We start from the raw sequence: 16716 nt of genomic DNA, 5'->3' as shown, positions 1-16716 counted from the left end.
ATGATCGAAAGAAACTGGCAAGAGCTGATCCGTCCCGAGAAACCGCAGATCGAGACCGGTACCGACCCGCTGCGCAAGGCGCGCCTGGTGGCCGAACCTCTCGAGCGCGGTTTCGGTGTGACGCTCGGCAATGCCCTGCGCCGCGTGTTGCTGTCGTCGCTGCAAGGCGCCGCGGTGACCGCGATCCAGATTGATGGTGTGGTTCACGAATTCTCGTCGCTGGAAGGCGTGCGCGAGGACGTGGTCGACATCGTGCTGAACATCAAACAACTGGCCCTGCGCATGCACTCGGAAGGCCCGAAGCGCATGATGCTGAAGGCGACCGGCCCCGGCCCGGTGACCGCCGGCCAGATCGAGCTACCGCACGACATCGAAGTGTTGAACCCCGACCACGTGCTGTGCACGCTGGACGACGGCGCCTCGGTGCGCATGGAACTGACCGTCCAGAACGGCAAGGGCTATGTCGCCTCGGAAGCCAACCGTCCGGAAGACGCGCCGATCGGCCTGATCGCCGTCGACGCCCTGTATTCGCCGGTCAAGCGCGTCGCCTATCGCGTTGAGCCGACCCGTCAGGGCCAGTCGCTGGACTATGACAAGCTTGTTCTGGAAGTGGAGACCAATGGTGCGGTCTCGCCGGTGGACGCCGTGGCTTTCGCCTCGCGCATCCTTCAGGATCAGCTGCAGATCTTCATCACCTTCGACGAGCCCAAGGCCGTGGTCGAGCAGTCGGACGGCAAGCCCGAGCTGCCGTTCAACCCGGCCCTGCTGAAGAAGGTCGACGAACTGGAACTGTCGGTCCGCTCGGCCAACTGCCTGAAGAACGACAACATCGTCTACATCGGTGACCTGATCCAGAAGACCGAGGGCGAAATGCTTCGCACCCCGAACTTCGGCCGCAAGTCGCTGAACGAGATCAAGGAAGTGCTGGCGACCATGGGCCTCAGCCTGGGCATGGATGTGCCCAACTGGCCGCCGGAAAACATCGAAGACCTGGCCAAGAAGTTCGACGACCAGATCTGAGTTCAACCCCTCCGCCCCAGGCCAGATGGCTGACGGAGCGGTTAGAAGGAAAAGGCCCAGGCCCGCCAAGAGCATGCGGGAACCGGGACTGAGTAGGAGAGACCCCGATGCGCCACGGCGCCGCCTATCGCAAGCTTGGTCGCACGACCAGTCACCGCCAGGCCATGTTTGCCAACATGGCGGCCTCGCTGATCAAGCACGAGCAGATCACCACGACCCTGCCCAAGGCCAAGGAGCTTCGCCCCTTCGTCGAGAAGCTGGTGACCCTGGCCAAGAAGGGCGACCTGCACGCCCGTCGTCAGGCCATCAGCCAGGTGCGTGACGTGCCGCAGGTCGGCAAGCTGTTCGAGACCATCGGACCGCGCTACGCCGACCGTAACGGTGGCTATATCCGCATCATGAAGGCCGGCTTCCGTCACGGCGACAACGCCGCCATGGCCGTCATCGAGTTCGTTGATCGCGACACCGCCGCCAAGGGTCTCGACTCCGGCCCGGTGTTCAGCAACGACGACGACGCCGAAGACTAATCCCGGCTCACGTCGGACAGATTTGAAGGGCGGTGGAGCGATCCACCGCCCTTTTCTGTTCGGGGGCGACGACCTACTCCGATGGCGCGTCCGCGAGGGCTTCAGCCTCCGCCTCGGCACGCCTCCGTTCGCGGAACATCAGGGTGGCGACAGCCCCCGACTGGGCGTTCGCGCTACGCTGGTTCAGCTCGGCGTCGTAAAGCGAACCCAGGTAAGCCTCATCCCAGTCGGTCAGGCCAAAGGGGATGGTCGGGTTGTCGAACACATTGAGAATGGTCGGAAAGCCCGACAGATCGGCATCCGGGTCGACCTGGGCAAAGGCGACCATGGCGACGTAATCAGCCAGTTGCTGGAAGGTGACGCCTTCCGCCTGGTCGATATCGATGATCACATAGGCGCGCCTGAGGTCGTTCTGGATGACTGTGGTCAGTCGGCTGGCCATTGTGCCGGTTTGCGGCGGGGCATAGCCGGGAATGCGTACGGCTATGCCGCCGGTCTCACTGTTGACTGGCAGGCTGACATGCCACCAGCGCACCGGTGCGTCGGACTCAATGAAGCGCCGCAGTTGAAGGCGCGAACGGGACGAGCCGGAATAGGGAGGCCGAAAGGCGTTGGGGCTGCGCTCGACCAAGGCGGCGGTCAGGGCCGACGCATCGTCCGTGGCGATGATCAGCACATTGGGACTACAGCCCGGCTCACCGATGGGAAGGCCAAGGTCGAGCGCCACCTCGGACACCCGGTCGACCATGGCCTGGGCCGCCTCGCGCTGCAGATTGACCACACCCACGCAGATACCCGAGCGCGCGCTCCACCGGGCCGGGCCGCGCCCGTGCGGCGGCGCGACCACGGTATCGGCAAAGGTCTCGACCTGTTCCCGCAAGGGCGTGCCGAGGACAACAATGTCCTCGACCGTGGTCTCCTCGGGGGGCCGGGTTTCCTGAGCTGCGACAGTGGCCGGCATCAGCCCGACCAGAACCGCAAGCGCAATTCCGAGGGTAAAGGTTTTCATGTCCGACGTCGCCTCTTGGCTGATCACTCGGCGTCAGCATCTTCCAGTTCGACCTCATCGTCACCCGCGACACGCTGACGGTCCCGGAACATCAGGGCTGCGACCGCCCCGGACTGGGCGTTCGGGTTGCGCTGGTTCATTTCGGCGCCGTAAAGGGAACCGAGATAGGCTTCATCCCAATCCGTCATTCCGAACGCGATGGTCGGGTTGTCGAAGACATTGAGAATAGTCGGAAAGCCCGAGACATCGGCGTCGGGGTCGATCTGGGCAAAAGCCACCATGGCCACATAATCAGCTAGCTGACTAAAACTCAGCCCTTCGGCCTGATCGATGTCGATGATCACATAGGCCCGCAGCAACTTGCTGGTGATGGGCGAAGTCAAGCGGCTCCCCCAACTTGGTATCCACGGTGCGTCCCCACCAGGGAGTCTGACGGCTGGCTGGCCTGTCTCTCTTATAATCGGCATACTGACGTGCCACCATCGTACGGGGCTGTCGCTGGACTGGAATGCCCTCAGTGCCGATGGCCGTCGTGCGGCCCCGGAATAGCGAGGACGGAAAGCGTTGGGGCTCTGCTGAACAAGGGCCGTCGCTAGCGCGGGCGCGTCGTCGGTGGCGATTACAAGAATATTGGGGCTGCAGCCCGGCTCACCCACGGTCAGGCCCAGGTCGAGCGCGACTTCCGAGACGCGGTCTGCCATGGCCTGAGCGGCGTCAGGGCGAAGATTCACCACACCGACACAGATTCCGGATCTCTCATCCCAGCGGGCCGGCCCCCACCCCGTTGCGGGCGCTGTGACATCGTCAACGAAGGTTTCTACCTGCTCGCGGAGGGGCATGCCCAGCACCACGATGTCCTCGACCGTGGTCTCGGGTATAGTTGCCGACGAGTCTTGAGCCCATGCGACAGTTGGTGCCAAGGCGGAAACGAGAAGACATGCCCCTCCTAATACGCCGAACTTCATTGTGAGCAGTGTCATTTATGGGATCGGGTAGCCGGCATTATTCTTTGCATTCTGAAATTTCAGCCGGTTCTTCACCGCAGACCCTACTTCTGACATGTGACTATCTGACAGTAGAACGAGCATTCCGAATACGTCCCGCCTGTTGAAATACAGCCAGCGACGCATTCGATGAAGCATTCATCGTCAGCAGAATTGCAGACTTGCGCCATGGCCACCGGCGTCGGAGCGGCCAAGGCCAAGGCGATCGGGAACGCAAAAGCAACAAGACGTTTCATAGTGGTTCCCCCCATCGGTGAACTCTTTCACCGATGATCACGCTAAGATTGCGTCAACTGCTCGTCAAATAACAGAGTTGTGTGGTGCCTATTCCTTCGACAGATCCTGGCGGTTGAACCAGGCGATGGCACCCGCGGCGGGCAGCAGGGTCCACAGGGCGACGCTGATCCATGCCTTGGGAAGGACACCGTCCGGCACGCCAGCGGCGGCATCACCTCCCCGCACCAGATCCTTGATCGAGTCGAGGGCCCCACCGGGATCGACCAGGACCGACAGCCAGCTGTCGGGCATGAAGCCCATGGGTGGCAGCACCTGCATAGGCAGGAAGAACTGGGCGATGGCCAGCACCAGCGGCACGAACAGGGCGACCAGCAGCGAGCGGGTCATGACGGCGGCCAGCAGGCCGATCATCGTGAACTGCAGGATTCGCAGCAAAGACAGTCCCGCCAGCAGGAAGAACTGGCCCACATCCCCGGCATCCATGGTGAAGGTCAGACCCCGGTCGAACACGGCGGCCTGGATCAGGTCGCTGAGGGTGCCCGAGATCAGCATGACCAGCATGGCGACCAGCGACAGGCCGGTCACCACGGCCAGCTTGCCCAGCAGCAGGTTGGGCCGGGTGTTGCGCGCGCTGATCAGGCGCCAGGTCTCCCAGCGATAGTCACCGGCATAGACGGTGGCTGCCCCGATCAGAATGAACAGCAGCACCAGTGCATTCGACAGATTGCCGGCGTTGGCGATCATGGCCTGACCCATGTCCAGCGGCTGCATCGACAGCATCTGGGTCAGCTCGGGCGGGGCATCGGGGTCGGCAGCCAGCTTGGTGGCATTGGCGTCAATCACCAGACTGCTGATGGCGCCCACGATGAGCAGCAGGATGGGCGCGAAGAACACGCTCCAGAACCAGGTCGTACGGCTTTTGGAGAGGCGGAAGGCTTCCGCGCGGATGGCGTCAGCCCACATGGTCATGCTCCGGCGTCTGGATGGAACCCGTCTCGGTAAAGAAGACGCTCTCGAGGTCGGTGCCGACCCAGCGCGCCTCGTCGATGTCGATGCCCTGTTCGACGAGGGCGCGGATCAGGGCCGGGCCCTCGGCGCGGGGCACATTGGCGAGGATGGCGGTGCCGTCCACCGTGCCGCGTTCGCCCAAGATCGTGCTCGCCTTGTCCAGCGGCGTCAGCGACAGGCGCAGGCGCTCGCCCGTGGTGGTCAGTTCCGACACCGTGCCCTCGCGGACCAGCTTGCCCTTGTTGAGGATGGCCACGCGGTCGCAGACGCGCTGGACCTCCAGCAACTGGTGGCTGGCCAGCACGACGGTCAGGCCGTCGTCATGCGCGAGGCTGCGGATCAGGGCCCGCATCTCCTGAATGCCGGGCGGATCCATGCCGCTGGTCGGCTCATCCAGAATGATCAGCTCGGGCTCGGTGATCAGGGCGGCGGCGACGCCGAGGCGCTGCAGCATGCCGACGGAGAAGCCCCGGACCCGGCGGTCTGCAGCCTCGGTCAGGCCGACCCGCTCCAGCCAGCGATCGGTGCGCGTGGTGTCGGACGTCAGCCCGTGGGCCAGCGACAGCCAGGTCAGCACCTGACGGGCGCTCATATAGGGGGGGTAGCGCGGGGTCTCGATCATAGAGCCCATACGCCGCATGGCCTTCGGGTCGCGGATGGCCCCGCCCATGACAGACGCGTCGCCCTCGGTGGGCGCGATCAGGCCCAGCAGGATGCGAAACAGGGTGGATTTGCCGGCCCCGTTGGGCCCAAGCACGCCATAGACGCCGCCCTTGGGGATGGTCAGGCTGAGACCGTCCAGGGCTTTGACCGTGCCATAGGTCTTGGTGAGATTGCGGGTTTCGATGACTGCGCTCATGGCGGGGAGGGTGACCGGGCAGGCGCCACACCGCAAGCTGGAAACCGCCGGTTGCAGATTAAGGATTCTCCATGGTTCGGAGCTCGCCTTGATGCCGTCCCATTGCGGCGGTGCAATATTGGCCCAAGCCGTCTGTCGATTTCAGTGGATTGCCGATGAAATTCCCGCCTCTTGCCATCTCTGTTCTGGCGCTTGCCCTGACCGCATGTGGCGCGCCTGACGACACAAAGGCCCAGGACAGTGTGTTCGAGCCTGCGGCCGAGCGGGCGGTCCCGCGCGATGCGGCTGAGGTCAAGGCCAGCTTTGCCCCCGTGGTGCGCAGCACAGCCCCCGCCGTCGTCAATATCTCGGCCCGCGGGGTGCAGACCTATCGCGACCCCTATTGGGGCCAGTTCCGCCAGCAGCCGACCGGCTCGGTCGGCTCGGGCGTGATCGTGCGGGCCGACGGGATTGTGGTCACCAACACCCACGTCATCCAGGGCATGGACGAGATCATCGTCGGCCTGAACGACCGTCGCCAGTTCACCGCCAAGGTGCTGCTGGCCGATGAGCGGTCGGACATCGCCGTGCTGCAGCTGGAGGGCGTCGAGGAGCCGCTGCCGGTGCTGCGCATCGATGCGGGCGAAGACCAGCAGATCGGCGATCTGGTGCTGGCGATCGGCAATCCGTTTGGCGTCGGCCAGACGGTGACCAACGGCATTATCTCCGCCCTGAACCGGACCGAGACCGGCATTTCGGACTCCGGCTCCTTCATCCAGACCGACGCGGCCATCAATCCGGGCAATTCCGGCGGGGCGCTGGTCGATATGGATGGCGACCTGATCGGCATCAATACGGCGATCTTCTCGCGCTCGGGCTCGTCCTCGGGCGTGGGCTTTGCCGTGCCCGCCACCATGGTTCAGCGCGTGGTAGATGCCGCGCTGGACGGTGAGACCACGGTCGTCAGGCCCTGGCTGGGCGTGAAGGGCGAACCCCTGACGGCGGAAGAGGCCACGCGCATGGGTCTGGACCGTCCGCGCGGGCTCAAGGTCACCGATCTGTTCGCCAATGGCCCGGCCGCTCGGGCCGGCATCCGGCAGGGCGATGTGATCCTCGCCGTCGGCAACAATGAGATCAACGATCAGGGCGGGCTGAACTTCCGTGTCGGCACCCGGGCGCCGGGCGACACCGTGGCTGTGACCCTGATCCGCGACGGCCGCGAGCAACAGGTGAACGCCCGTGTCCAGCCCCTGCCGGGCGAGATCAACCTAGAGGCCGCCGTGGTGATCCGCGAGGGTGCCATGGCCGGAGCCCAGGTGCTGGCCCTGAACCCGGCGATCGCTGACCGGCTGCTGGGTGATCCCTTCGCCGAAGGGGTGATCGTTGGTGGACTTGCCCAGAACTCCATAGCCGCGCGTCAGGGCTTCCGGCGCGGGGACATTATCGTGTCGGTCAATGGACAGGCCGTGGATACGGCCCGGGACCTGGCGCAACTGCGTCGGGGCGCGCAGGTCGTCATTCAGCGCGGCGGTCAGAGCCTGAACGGCACCATGCGCTGACGGTGGATCAGGCCTTGATCGGAGCGCCGATCGACCAGATGTGACCGAACGGGTCGGTCAGCTGGCCATAGCGGTCGCCCCAGAACTGGTCGGCCAGCGGCATCAGCGGGATGCCGCCCGCGACGAGGGCGCGCTTCCACCACTCGTCGGCGTCATCGACCTGCAGGTGAAGTGTGACACCCGCGGGTTTGATATCCGGCGTCTGGCCGTATTCCGGGAATTCGTCCGACAGGAAGATCAGGCTGCCGTTGATCTTCAGCCGGCTGTGCATCAGCCGCTCGCCGTCATCCGCCAGATTGCGGAACAGCTCCTCGGCGCCAAAGGCCGCGCGATAGAACTCCACCGCCGCCTGTCCACCCCGCGACGGGATGGTCAGATAGGGGATCAGTCCGACGGGGGTCGGCGGGGCAGTGTCGGCCATAAGTTGTCCTTTGTCGGCAGGGCGTCCGGCCCCTACATACGCGCATGAGCGATCTTTTCGAAGCCTCGGGTATCCATCCGCCTGACGCGCCGCTGGCCGACCGGCTGCGGCCAACCACCCTGGATCAGGTGGTGGGGCAGGATCACCTGCTGGGCGAGGGCGGCCCAATCCGGCGGATGGTCGAGGGCGGACGACTGGGCTCGATGATCCTTTGGGGTCCACCGGGCACCGGCAAGACCACTATCGCCCGGCTGCTGGCCCGGGCGGCGGGCTATGAGTATCAGCAGATCTCGGCCGTCTTCTCGGGTGTGGCCGATCTGAAGAAGGCGTTTGAGGCGGCCCGCATGCGCCGCGCCGCCGGCCAGTCGACCCTGCTGTTCGTCGATGAAATCCATCGCTTCAACCGCGCCCAGCAGGACGGCTTCCTGCCGTTTGTGGAGGAGGGGATCGTGACCCTGGTCGGCGCCACGACCGAGAACCCGTCGTTCGAACTGAACGGGGCGCTGCTGTCCCGTTCGCAGGTGTTTGTGCTGAGACGGCTGGACGACGAGGCGCTGGATCAACTGTTGACTCGTGCTGAGGCGCAGGAGGGAAAGACCCTCCCTCTGACCCCGGAGGCGCGCCACGCCCTGCTGGCGCTGGCGGACGGCGACGGTCGATATCTGCTGACCATGTCCGAGGTACTGTTCGGTCTGTCGGGCGAGGCCCCGCTGGACGTGCAGGGGCTGGCCGGCACCCTGCAGAAGCGCGCCCCCGCTTATGACAAAAGTAGAGAAGAACACTATAACCTCATATCGGCATTGCATAAATCTGTCCGAGGATCGGATCCGGACGCGGCCCTCTACTGGCTGGCACGCATGCTGAACGGGGGCGAGGACCCGCTGTATCTGGCGCGCCGCATCGTGCGGATGGCGGTCGAGGACATCGGCGAGGCCGACCCTCTGTCGCTGCTGGTCGCCAATGCGGCCAAGGACACCTATGACTTTCTGGGCAGTCCCGAGGGCGAACTGGCCCTGGCCCAGGCGGTCGTGCACCTGTCGACTGCGCCGAAATCGGTCGGCGTCTATGAGGCCTATAAGGCCGCCGCCAGGGCCGCGCGTGAGACCGGCTCGCTGATGCCCCCCGCCCACATCCGCAATGCGCCAACCAAACTCATGAAGTCGCTCGGCTACGGCAAGGGGTATCAGTACGACCCGGACACCCCCGAAGGCTTCTCGGGCGCCAACTACTTCCCCGACGAGATGGAGCGCCGCGTCTTCTATGCGCCAAAGGGCGAGGGCCATGAGGCCAAGGTCAAGGAACGTCTTGACCGCTGGGCAGCCCTGCGCGCGCATATGAAGGCCGAATAGGCCCCACGAGAAGCGTTGCCGTTTTCGAAATTCGGCGTAACCTCCCTTGCGTCAACCTTGGGAGGGGAAAGACATGACTTCGATGACGGTAAGAACGCCTTGGCACCTGTGGGCGGTGGGGGTGGTGTCGCTGCTGTGGAATGGTTTCGGCGCCTATGACTTCATCATGACGTCGACGCAGGGTGAGACCTACATGCGCAGCATGAAGTTCTCGCAGGAGATGATCGACTATTACATGGCCATGCCGGACTGGATGTGGGTGCCGTGGATTCTTGGCGTCTGGGGCGCAGTGATCGGCTCGATCTTTCTGCTACTGCGTATGCGCTGGGCCGTCTGGGCCTTCGCCCTGTCGCTGGTCGGCGCCGTCGTCAGCCTGATCTACGGCAAGTTCATCAACCCGCCGCCTCTGACGCCCGAAATGGCCGCCATGAGCTGGATGCCCTGGGTGATCGTGCTGATCGCCGCCTTCCTGGCTTGGTACGCCTGGACGATGGCTCGCAAGGGTGTCCTGCGCTGATCTGATGGCTGACGGGCGGGCCGGCATGCTCTAAGCTGGAACTGTGAGTTTCCAGCCGCCCGTCACCCTTTCCGATGCCGAGATCGCTGCCGTCCGTGCGTCGGTGGTCTTCGAGGACGCCCATGTGCTGGTGCTGAACAAGCCCGCGGGCCTGTCCAGCCAGGGCGGGCGGATCAAGGCCAATACGCTGGACGACCTGCTGTGGGCCTTTGCCCGGTCGAACGGCAAGCGCCCGCATCTTGTTCACCGGCTGGACCGCGATACCTCGGGCGTCATCCTGGCGGCCAAGACCAAGCCGGCGGCCGGATTTTTGGGCAAGGCCATCCAGACCCGCAAACTGACCAAGACCTATCTGGCGCTGGTCGAGACACCGCCGCTACAGGATCAGGGCGTGATCCGCCGGGCCCTGCTGCGGCAGGAGATCGGCCGCGAGAGCTATATGCGGGCCGTGCCGGACGACACGCCCGACGCCCAGGCTTCCGAGAGCCGCTATCGCGTAATGGCCCGGAGCGATCAGGGTGCGCTGGTCGAGCTGGAGCCGCATACGGGCCGGATGCATCAACTGCGCGTGCATATGGCCGATCTGGGCAGTCCGCTGGTCGGGGATGCGCGCTACGGTGGCGCCCTGACGTTCGCGGGTCGGAAGGCGGAGCGGCTGATGCTGCACGCCGCCCGCCTGCGTTTCCCGCATCCGGAGGGGGGCGAGCGAGGGGTCGAGGCACTTGTGCCTGATGATTTCAGGACCTTGATGGCGGCGGCCGGCCTGGTCGCGCCGGATCGTTCCGACCAAGCGGGCGCTTGTTCCTCATAGAGCGGAGAAATGCCATGACATTCAGACATCCCACCGGCGCCTTGGCAGCCATGGCTGCCTCAATCCTCGTGCTGGGCGGCTGCTCCAGCCTCGCACCTTACGGTCCCCAGATGGGGCAGGGCGGTCAAGGTTATAGCGAGGCCCCGATCGAGTCGAACCGGTACCGCGTGACCTATAACGGCGTGGGCGATCCTGGGCCGGTCGCGGATTACGCCCTGTTGCGGGCGGCCGAGCTGACGCTGGAGCGCGGCTATGACTGGTTCGAGGTGACGCAGCGCTGGACCGACGGCCGTCCCGATCCACGCGGCGGCGTGCGCCCCAGCGTCTCGATCGGTGCCGGTTCGGGCCGCTATGGCGGCTTTTCGACCTCGGGCGTCGGTGTGGGCGTCGGCCTCAACCTGACCGGACCGGGCGCCACCTCGACCACGCTCGAAGTCGTCATGGGACGCGGGACCAAGCCCGACAGCGCCGTGGCCTATGACGCCCGTGAGGTCACCCGCGCCCTCGGCTGGCGCTAAAGCCTAGCGCCCCCGCGTCAGGGCCCGGTATTCGACCAGACGTTCCTTGTCGCGGCGCACCTGATCGGCCACGGCATTGTCGACATCGAGCGAGGCGTAGCGGACCCAGCTATCGGCCCCCAGCTTGTCCTGGATGGCACCGACCGGCGTCTGCCAGCGGAAATAGGACAGCCAGCTGATGATGATGCCGATCACGACGGCGAGCGCCTGAAGTCCGCGGAAGGCCACCTCGTCGATGGGCGGACGCTCATAGGCGAAGGCCACCAGCCAGACGATCAGGATCAGCGGCGTGGCAATGCGCGACACCCAGCGGGTCCAGTAGCGCTCGCGGCGGACGCGCCACAGCTCCATCTGGACGTACTTCTCGAGGTACTCCATCCGCGCGCCGATCCACATGGTCAGCCGGGTCAGATACAGGGCGCGCTGGCCCCAGCCCTTGCCGTCCATCTGGTATTGGGTCTCGGCCTGATCGGCCATGGCCCGGGCGGTGGTGAACAGGTTCTGCAGCTCGCGCGTCTGCTGCACGATCTCGCGCGAGAGCTGGTAGGAATCGTTCTCCAGCCGGAAGCGGTACTGGATGAACAGGATGGCCTGCAGCGCCCAGAAGACCCCCAGCGTCACCAGCATGCCGCCGGCCGCGAGGCCGAGGCCGACGGGGCGCGAGCCGGTCCATTCCGCCAGCCAGGTCGGCCCGACGGTGGCCAGCACCATCAGCCCGATCAGGGCCAGGGCCTGGGTCAGGCGCTTGATCCCGACATGGACCATCAGGGCGGCGAACACACCGCGCCCATAGTCGTGGATATGGCTGCGCAGCGGCAGGTCGGCGGGGAAGCGCTCGTTGATTTGACGCGTGAACAGGACGTGGAATCGGTCGGGCTTCCCGTCCTTCTCCCAGAAGGGGAAAATGTCGAGCGCCTGATTGTAATATTCGTCGATGTGGGCCGACACCATGGCCAGCTCATCGGGGTCGTGAGAGAAATAATTGCTGTCCTGGATGGGCTTCAGGATGCCGTCGGCCGTGCGCATGTGGGCGTCGCGGCGGGGAGGGCGGCCGGCCGGGATCTCGCGATCCTCTACATCGGCGGCGCCGGGCGGCGGGGCATTCGGACCCTTCGGCGTATCGACCACCGGATCGGGCCCGATCATGGGGGCGGGCTCGGATCCCGGCATTGGCGGCGGCGGCGTATGGTCGGTCATGATCGAAAACAGCCCAGCTTCACTGACCGGTCAGTATCGCAGATCACGCCGTCCGGCCACCGGCGTTCTCCCGACGCACGAACCCGCGCCCCGGGATTAACCATCGCCGGGCGGGGCCCCTCCCGGCAAGTGAAGATTGTGTCAGGTGCCGTTGCGCGACCGGTGCCCTTCGTTTTGCCTCGAAGACAGGTATAAGCCCGCCCATGACACGTTTTCTGATCGTTGCGGCCGGCGGAGGGGTCGGTGCGGCCCTGCGCTACGGGGTCGGGCTTGGCCTGGGCCGGATGCTGCCCGGCGCGGCCTGGCCATGGGGGACATTTGCCGTCAACGGTCTGGGAGGCCTCGCCATGGGCCTGCTGGTCGGCTGGCTGGCTCATCGCGGCGGCGCCCATGCCGAGACCTGGCGGCTGCTGATCGGGGTGGGCCTGCTGGGCGGGTTCACGACCTTTTCCGCCTTTTCGCTCGAGGTCGCCCTGATGATCGAACGTCGGCAGATGGGGCTGGCGCTGGGTTATGCATTGGCCTCGGTCATTGTGGCGGTTGTGGCCCTGTTCGTGGGGCTCTGGATCATGCGCCGTATGGTGGGAGGCGTGCTGTGAGCCGCGAAGTCAAGACATTGCCCGTGGCCGCCGAGGAAGAGGGCATCCGGCTGGACCGCTGGATCCGCCGACGCTGGCCGCACGTGTCGCACATCCAGGTCCAGAAGCTGGCGCGCTCGGGCCAGATCCGCGTCGATGGCTCCCGCGCCCGGCCCGAGGATCGGCTGGCGGCGGGCTCGATGGTCCGCGTGCCCCCGATCCCGGAGGTCAAGGCGCGCGAGCCGGGCCAGCGCGACCGCATCTCCCCGCGCGACGCCGCCTATGCCCGCTCGCTGGTGATCTTCGAGGACGAGATGGTCATCGTCCTGAACAAGCCGCATGGGCTGGCGGTTCAGGGCGGGACCAAGACCACGCGCCACGTCGATGCTCTGCTGTCGGCATGGGGTGAGGGGCTGGAGCGGCCCCGTCTGGTTCACCGGCTGGACCGCGACACCACCGGCGTGCTCCTGCTGGGCAAGGGGCCCGAGGCCGCCAAACGCCTGTCGGGCGCCTTTGCCCGTCGTCAGGCCAAGAAGACCTATTGGGCGCTGGTGTCCGGCACCCCCAAGCCCGTGTCGGGGCGGATCGAACTGGCGCTCAAGAAGTCGGGCATCAACGACTATGAGATCATGCGCCCGGCCGATGCCAAGGAGCATGGCGCCGAGACGGCCGAGACCGCCTATGCCACCGTCTCGCGGGCCGGACAGCGGGTGGCGTGGCTGGCGCTACGGCCGTTCACCGGTCGGACCCATCAGCTGCGGGCCCATATGAAGTCGATCGGCCATCCGATCCTGGGCGATCCCAAATACGGTGACGAGACCTCGGCGGCCCTGTCCGGGTCGTTGAAGCTTCAGCTGCACGCGCGCCGGATCGAGCTGGACCACCCCGGCGGCGGCAAGCTGATCGTCGAGGCGCCGCTGAGCCCCGAGATGAAGGCCGGCTTCGAGAACTTCGGCTTTGTCGAGGACGAGTCCGATTTCGACCCCTTCGCGGGGATGCGGCGCTAGCCCATGCTGGCGGTGTTCGACATCGACGGGACCCTGGTGGACAGCCGGGCGACCATCCTGAGCGCCACCCGGACGGCAGCGCGGGCCATGGGCCTGGCCGAGCCGGACTATGAGGTGGTGCGGGGCGGCGTGGGCCTGTCGTTGACCGAGGCCATGGCGCGGCTGGCACCCGATTTGGGGCCCGACGAGGTCGACCGCTATACCGACCACTACAAGGCCGCCTTCGTCGCCATGCATGCCGAGCCGGGCTTCGAGGAGCCGCTCTATGCGGGCGCCATGGACCTGCTGGCTGATCTGAAGCGGCGCGGCTGGCGGTTGTCGCTTGCGACCGGCCAGTCGCGGCGCGGCGTCGCCCGCAACCTGGCGCGGGCCGGTTGGGCCGATCTGTTTCTGTCCAGCCACTGCGCCGAGGACGGGCCGGGCAAGCCCCATCCGGCGATGCTGAACGCGGCGATCACCGCCTGTGCGGCGCGCCCGGAGCAGACTGTGATGATCGGGGACACCGGCCACGACATGCGCATGGCGCGCGCCGCCGATGTGTGGGCGCAGGGGGTCGGCTGGGGCTTTCACACCGAGGCCGAACAGGTCGAGGCCGGGGCGCATCATGTGGCCGCGACCTTCGATGACCTGACCCGCCAGCTTGAGACCTTTGCCGCCCGCCAGAGGGAGACGACATGAGCCATATCCCGCCGCTGGACCCCAATGTCGCCGCCGCCAAGGGCTTTCGCGAACCCGGCGACCGGCCGAAACGCTTCTGGAAGGCCGCCGGGGTGGCCGAGGTCGAGGGCGGCCACGCCGTCCAGCTGGACGGTCGCACGCCCAAGACGCCGGCGGGCCGCCCGCTGGTCCTGCCCACCGCCGAGACCGCCCGGCGCGTGGCCGCCGAGTGGGACCGCCAGACCGAGGTGATCGAGCCCGCGACCATGCCCGCCACCCGGCTGGCCTCGACGGCGCTGGATGCCGTCTGCCTGGCGCGCGAGGCCGTGGCCGATGAGATCGCGGCTTACGCCGGGACGGACCTGATCTGCTACCCGGCCGAAGCGCCGACCAGCCTGCGCGCCCGACAGGACGCGGAATGGGGCCGCTGGCGCAACTGGGCCGCCGAACACGGCATCCGGCTGGAGCCCGGCTCGGGCATCGTCCACCGGGCCCAGTCGCCCGAGGCGCTGGCGCGGGTGAAGGCGCTGGCGCTGGAGCTGGACGATTTCGCCCTGACCGGTCTGGCCTCTCTGGTGCCCATGTATGGCTCGGCTATTCTGGCGCTGGCGGTGCTGAAGGGGGCCCTGTCCGCCGAGGCCGCTCACGACCTCAGCCGGCTGGACGAGGCGTTTCAGGAGAGCCAGTGGGGCATCGACGCCGAGGCCGCCGAACGCACCGCCGCCATCCGCGCCGAGGCCATGGAGATCGACGCCTGGTTCCGGGCACTGGGTCTTTAGGGCTGGACCGCCGGGGCGAGGTCGGCCGCAGACGAGTCTGACAAAAACGCCGTCTGAACCGTCTGAATGGTCTGAAATCACGGTCGCGTCCTCCGGAGGCAACCGGGCAGTATGGGCGCGGTGTCGACCCGGTCGGGAAGAACGGTGCGGGAGGGAGCAGGGGTGTTGAAAGGGATGAGGAATTTGGCGGCGGGTTTAATAGCTGGGGCGCTCGACCCACTGTCATGTCTCCTTCTCCCGATGGGAGAAGGTGGCGCGTGAGCGACGGATGAGGGTCGGTGGTGTCCGTCGGCGATCGCCGTGGCAGAGACTATGCGACGGCTCACGCCGAAGAATGCGGTGAGCCCCTCACCCCCAACCCCCTCTCCCAATGGAGAGGGGACTGTAGAAGGGGGTTCATCACAGCGGGCACAGCGAGGGCACGGCGACCACAGCGGGGCAGCGTCAAGACTCAACCGCGCCGTGCTCGCTGTGAAGCCCCGTGGTCGCCGTTATGAACCCGCTTCGCGCGCTCACCCCCGGAACAGCAGGCTGCCGTCGCCGTATGAGTAGAAGCGGTAGCCGCTTTCAACGGCGTGGGCGTAGGCGGTCTTCATGGTGTCCGTGCCTGCGAAGGCCGAGACCAGCATGAACAGGGTCGACTTCGGCAGGTGGAAGTTGGTCATCAGTATATCCACCGCGCGGAAGCGGTAGCCCGGTGTGATGAAGATGGCGGTGTCACCGTGGAAGGGCCCGATCACGCCGTCCTCAGTGGTGGCCGATTCCAGCAGGCGCAGGGACGTCGTGCCTACGCAGACGATGCGTCCCCCACTTGCGCGCACCTTGTTCAGGGCCTCGGCGGTCTCTTCTGACACTGTGCCCCATTCGCTGTGCATGCGGTGCTCGGCCAGGTCGTCGACCTTGACGGGCAGGAAGGTGCCGGCGCCGACGTGCAGGGTCACGGCGTGGGTCGAGACATCCTTTGCACGGATGGCATCCAGCAGTTCCGGCGTGAAGTGCAGGCCCGCCGTGGGTGCGGCGACCGAGCCGTCGTGTTCGGCATAGACGGTCTGATAATCCGACCGGTCGCGGTCGTCCTCGGCCCGTTTGGCGGCGATATAGGGGGGCAGGGGCATTACGCCGATGTCGCGGATGGCATCGTCCAGCGCCGGGCCCGACAGGGCGAACTTGAGGGTCACCAGCCCGTCTTCGCCCTTGGCCATGACCGTCGCGCCAAGGCCTGACATCAGGCAGGCCGCATCGCAATCCGCCCCGAAGACGATGCGGTCCCCCGGCTTGATGCGCTTGCCCGGCTTCATGAAGGCCGCCCAGACGTCTGGCGCATCGCGGTGGTGCAGGGTCGCCTCGACGGGCACGCTCAGCGTCTCGCCTTCGGGGCTGATGCGATGGCGCGAGCCGGACATGCGGGCAGGGATCACACGCGTGTCGTTGAACACCAGGGCGTCGCCGGGGCGAAGAAAGTCCGCCAGATCGCGCACGATCCGGTCCTCAAGCCCGCCGTCACGCACGACCAGCAGCCGGGCGGAATCGCGCGGCTCGACCGGGCGGAGCGCGATGTGATCCTCGGGCAGGTGAAAGTCGAAATCGGCGGTCTTCATGAGGCGGCGGTTTTGGTCATGGCGTCGCGGCGCGGTCAAGCGAGCAAAGGGCCTCCCTTAAGCGTTGCTTCAGGCGTTTCAG

18 protein-coding genes are annotated in these 16716 nt (G+C 66.2%); 11 read left to right on the top strand and 7 right to left on the bottom strand.

Going from position 1 to position 16716, the window contains the following annotated elements; genetic code table 11:
- Entirely contained in the window at nt 1-1020 is a 1020-nt protein-coding gene (locus B4K74_RS09155; protein ID WP_123285835.1) for a DNA-directed RNA polymerase subunit alpha, read from the top strand.
- Nucleotides 1021-1127: 107 nt separating this feature from the next.
- Entirely contained in the window at nt 1128-1547 is a 420-nt protein-coding gene (gene rplQ, locus B4K74_RS09150; RefSeq protein WP_123285834.1) for a 50S ribosomal protein L17, read from the top strand.
- 73 nt (nt 1548-1620) lie between these two features.
- On the opposite strand, the gene B4K74_RS09145 is transcribed toward rplQ, so the two are convergent.
- The 4 genes from B4K74_RS09145 to B4K74_RS09130 all read right to left on the bottom strand — a co-directional run bounded on the left by B4K74_RS09145 (nt 1621) and on the right by B4K74_RS09130 (nt 5664).
- Nucleotides 1621-2556 (bottom strand): hypothetical protein, encoded by a 936-nt coding sequence (locus B4K74_RS09145; protein ID WP_286692685.1) that lies wholly within the window; start codon nt 2554-2556, stop codon nt 1621-1623.
- Between the two features lie 23 nt (nt 2557-2579).
- The gene (locus tag B4K74_RS09140) at nt 2580-3536 is read right to left on the bottom strand and encodes a hypothetical protein (protein ID WP_286692684.1); all 957 of its coding nucleotides are present in this window, start codon (nt 3534-3536) and stop codon (nt 2580-2582) included.
- Between the two features lie 348 nt (nt 3537-3884).
- Nucleotides 3885-4766 carry an ABC transporter permease subunit gene (locus tag B4K74_RS09135; RefSeq protein ID WP_206423357.1) on the bottom strand — a complete coding sequence of 294 codons (882 nt, stop codon included), beginning with the start codon at nt 4764-4766 and terminating at the stop codon, nt 3885-3887.
- The gene (locus B4K74_RS09130) at nt 4750-5664 is read right to left on the bottom strand and encodes an ABC transporter ATP-binding protein (RefSeq protein WP_123285830.1); all 915 of its coding nucleotides are present in this window, start codon (nt 5662-5664) and stop codon (nt 4750-4752) included. Before B4K74_RS09130 ends, B4K74_RS09135 begins: the two co-directional genes overlap by 17 nt.
- Nucleotides 5665-5819: 155 nt before the next feature.
- Between B4K74_RS09130 and B4K74_RS09125 the strand changes: the two genes are divergently transcribed.
- The gene (locus B4K74_RS09125; RefSeq protein ID WP_286692683.1) at nt 5820-7202 is read left to right on the top strand and encodes a trypsin-like peptidase domain-containing protein; all 1383 of its coding nucleotides are present in this window, start codon (nt 5820-5822) and stop codon (nt 7200-7202) included.
- A gap of 7 nt (nt 7203-7209) precedes the next feature.
- On the opposite strand, the gene B4K74_RS09120 is transcribed toward B4K74_RS09125, so the two are convergent.
- Complete coding sequence (locus tag B4K74_RS09120; protein ID WP_123285828.1) at nt 7210-7623, bottom strand: VOC family protein; 414 nt, start codon at nt 7621-7623, stop codon at nt 7210-7212.
- A 44-nt stretch (nt 7624-7667) separates the two neighbouring features.
- Here B4K74_RS09120 and B4K74_RS09115 point away from each other — a divergent pair, with 44 nt between their 5' ends.
- The 4 genes from B4K74_RS09115 to B4K74_RS09100 all read left to right on the top strand — a co-directional run bounded on the left by B4K74_RS09115 (nt 7668) and on the right by B4K74_RS09100 (nt 10818).
- Nucleotides 7668-8972 carry a replication-associated recombination protein A gene (locus tag B4K74_RS09115; RefSeq protein ID WP_286692682.1) on the top strand — a complete coding sequence of 435 codons (1305 nt, stop codon included), beginning with the start codon at nt 7668-7670 and terminating at the stop codon, nt 8970-8972.
- A 73-nt stretch (nt 8973-9045) separates the two neighbouring features.
- Nucleotides 9046-9489, top strand: a complete 444-nt coding sequence (locus B4K74_RS09110) for a hypothetical protein (RefSeq protein WP_164461746.1) — start codon at nt 9046-9048, stop codon at nt 9487-9489.
- 43 nt (nt 9490-9532) lie between these two features.
- A complete protein-coding gene (locus tag B4K74_RS09105; protein WP_286692681.1) occupies nt 9533-10300 on the top strand; it encodes an RluA family pseudouridine synthase in 768 nt (255 codons plus the stop codon).
- Between the two features lie 14 nt (nt 10301-10314).
- A complete protein-coding gene (locus B4K74_RS09100) occupies nt 10315-10818 on the top strand; it encodes a CC0125/CC1285 family lipoprotein (protein ID WP_286692680.1) in 504 nt (167 codons plus the stop codon).
- A gap of 3 nt (nt 10819-10821) precedes the next feature.
- On the opposite strand, the gene B4K74_RS09095 is transcribed toward B4K74_RS09100, so the two are convergent.
- On the bottom strand, nt 10822-12015 hold the full coding sequence (locus B4K74_RS09095) for a hypothetical protein (RefSeq protein ID WP_286692679.1): 1194 nt from the start codon (nt 12013-12015) through the stop codon (nt 10822-10824).
- Nucleotides 12016-12218: 203 nt separating this feature from the next.
- Between B4K74_RS09095 and crcB the strand changes: the two genes are divergently transcribed.
- Genes crcB through B4K74_RS09075 form a run of 4 tightly spaced genes read left to right on the top strand, consistent with a single transcriptional unit; the run spans nt 12219 to nt 15036 of the window.
- Complete coding sequence (gene crcB / locus B4K74_RS09090; RefSeq protein ID WP_123285822.1) at nt 12219-12614, top strand: fluoride efflux transporter CrcB; 396 nt, start codon at nt 12219-12221, stop codon at nt 12612-12614.
- On the top strand, nt 12611-13600 hold the full coding sequence (locus tag B4K74_RS09085; protein ID WP_286692678.1) for an RluA family pseudouridine synthase: 990 nt from the start codon (nt 12611-12613) through the stop codon (nt 13598-13600). The genes crcB and B4K74_RS09085 overlap by 4 nt, the downstream gene beginning before the upstream one ends.
- A gap of 3 nt (nt 13601-13603) precedes the next feature.
- Entirely contained in the window at nt 13604-14278 is a 675-nt protein-coding gene (locus tag B4K74_RS09080; protein WP_286692677.1) for an HAD-IA family hydrolase, read from the top strand.
- A complete protein-coding gene (locus B4K74_RS09075) occupies nt 14275-15036 on the top strand; it encodes an ATP12 family chaperone protein (RefSeq protein WP_286692676.1) in 762 nt (253 codons plus the stop codon). The genes B4K74_RS09080 and B4K74_RS09075 overlap by 4 nt, the downstream gene beginning before the upstream one ends.
- A gap of 512 nt (nt 15037-15548) precedes the next feature.
- Here the strand turns inward: B4K74_RS09075 and queA are convergent.
- Nucleotides 15549-16634, bottom strand: a complete 1086-nt coding sequence (gene queA / locus B4K74_RS09070) for a tRNA preQ1(34) S-adenosylmethionine ribosyltransferase-isomerase QueA (protein WP_286692675.1) — start codon at nt 16632-16634, stop codon at nt 15549-15551.
- Between the last annotated feature and the right edge of the window lie 82 nt (nt 16635-16716).

Origin of the sequence: Brevundimonas sp. UBA2503, from assembly GCF_002341485.1 — a bacterium.
In the GTDB taxonomy this organism is placed as follows: Bacteria; Pseudomonadota; Alphaproteobacteria; order Caulobacterales; family Caulobacteraceae; genus Brevundimonas; species Brevundimonas halotolerans.
Note: the sequence above shows the minus strand (reverse complement) of the source record. Positions and strands in the feature narration are given on the sequence as shown.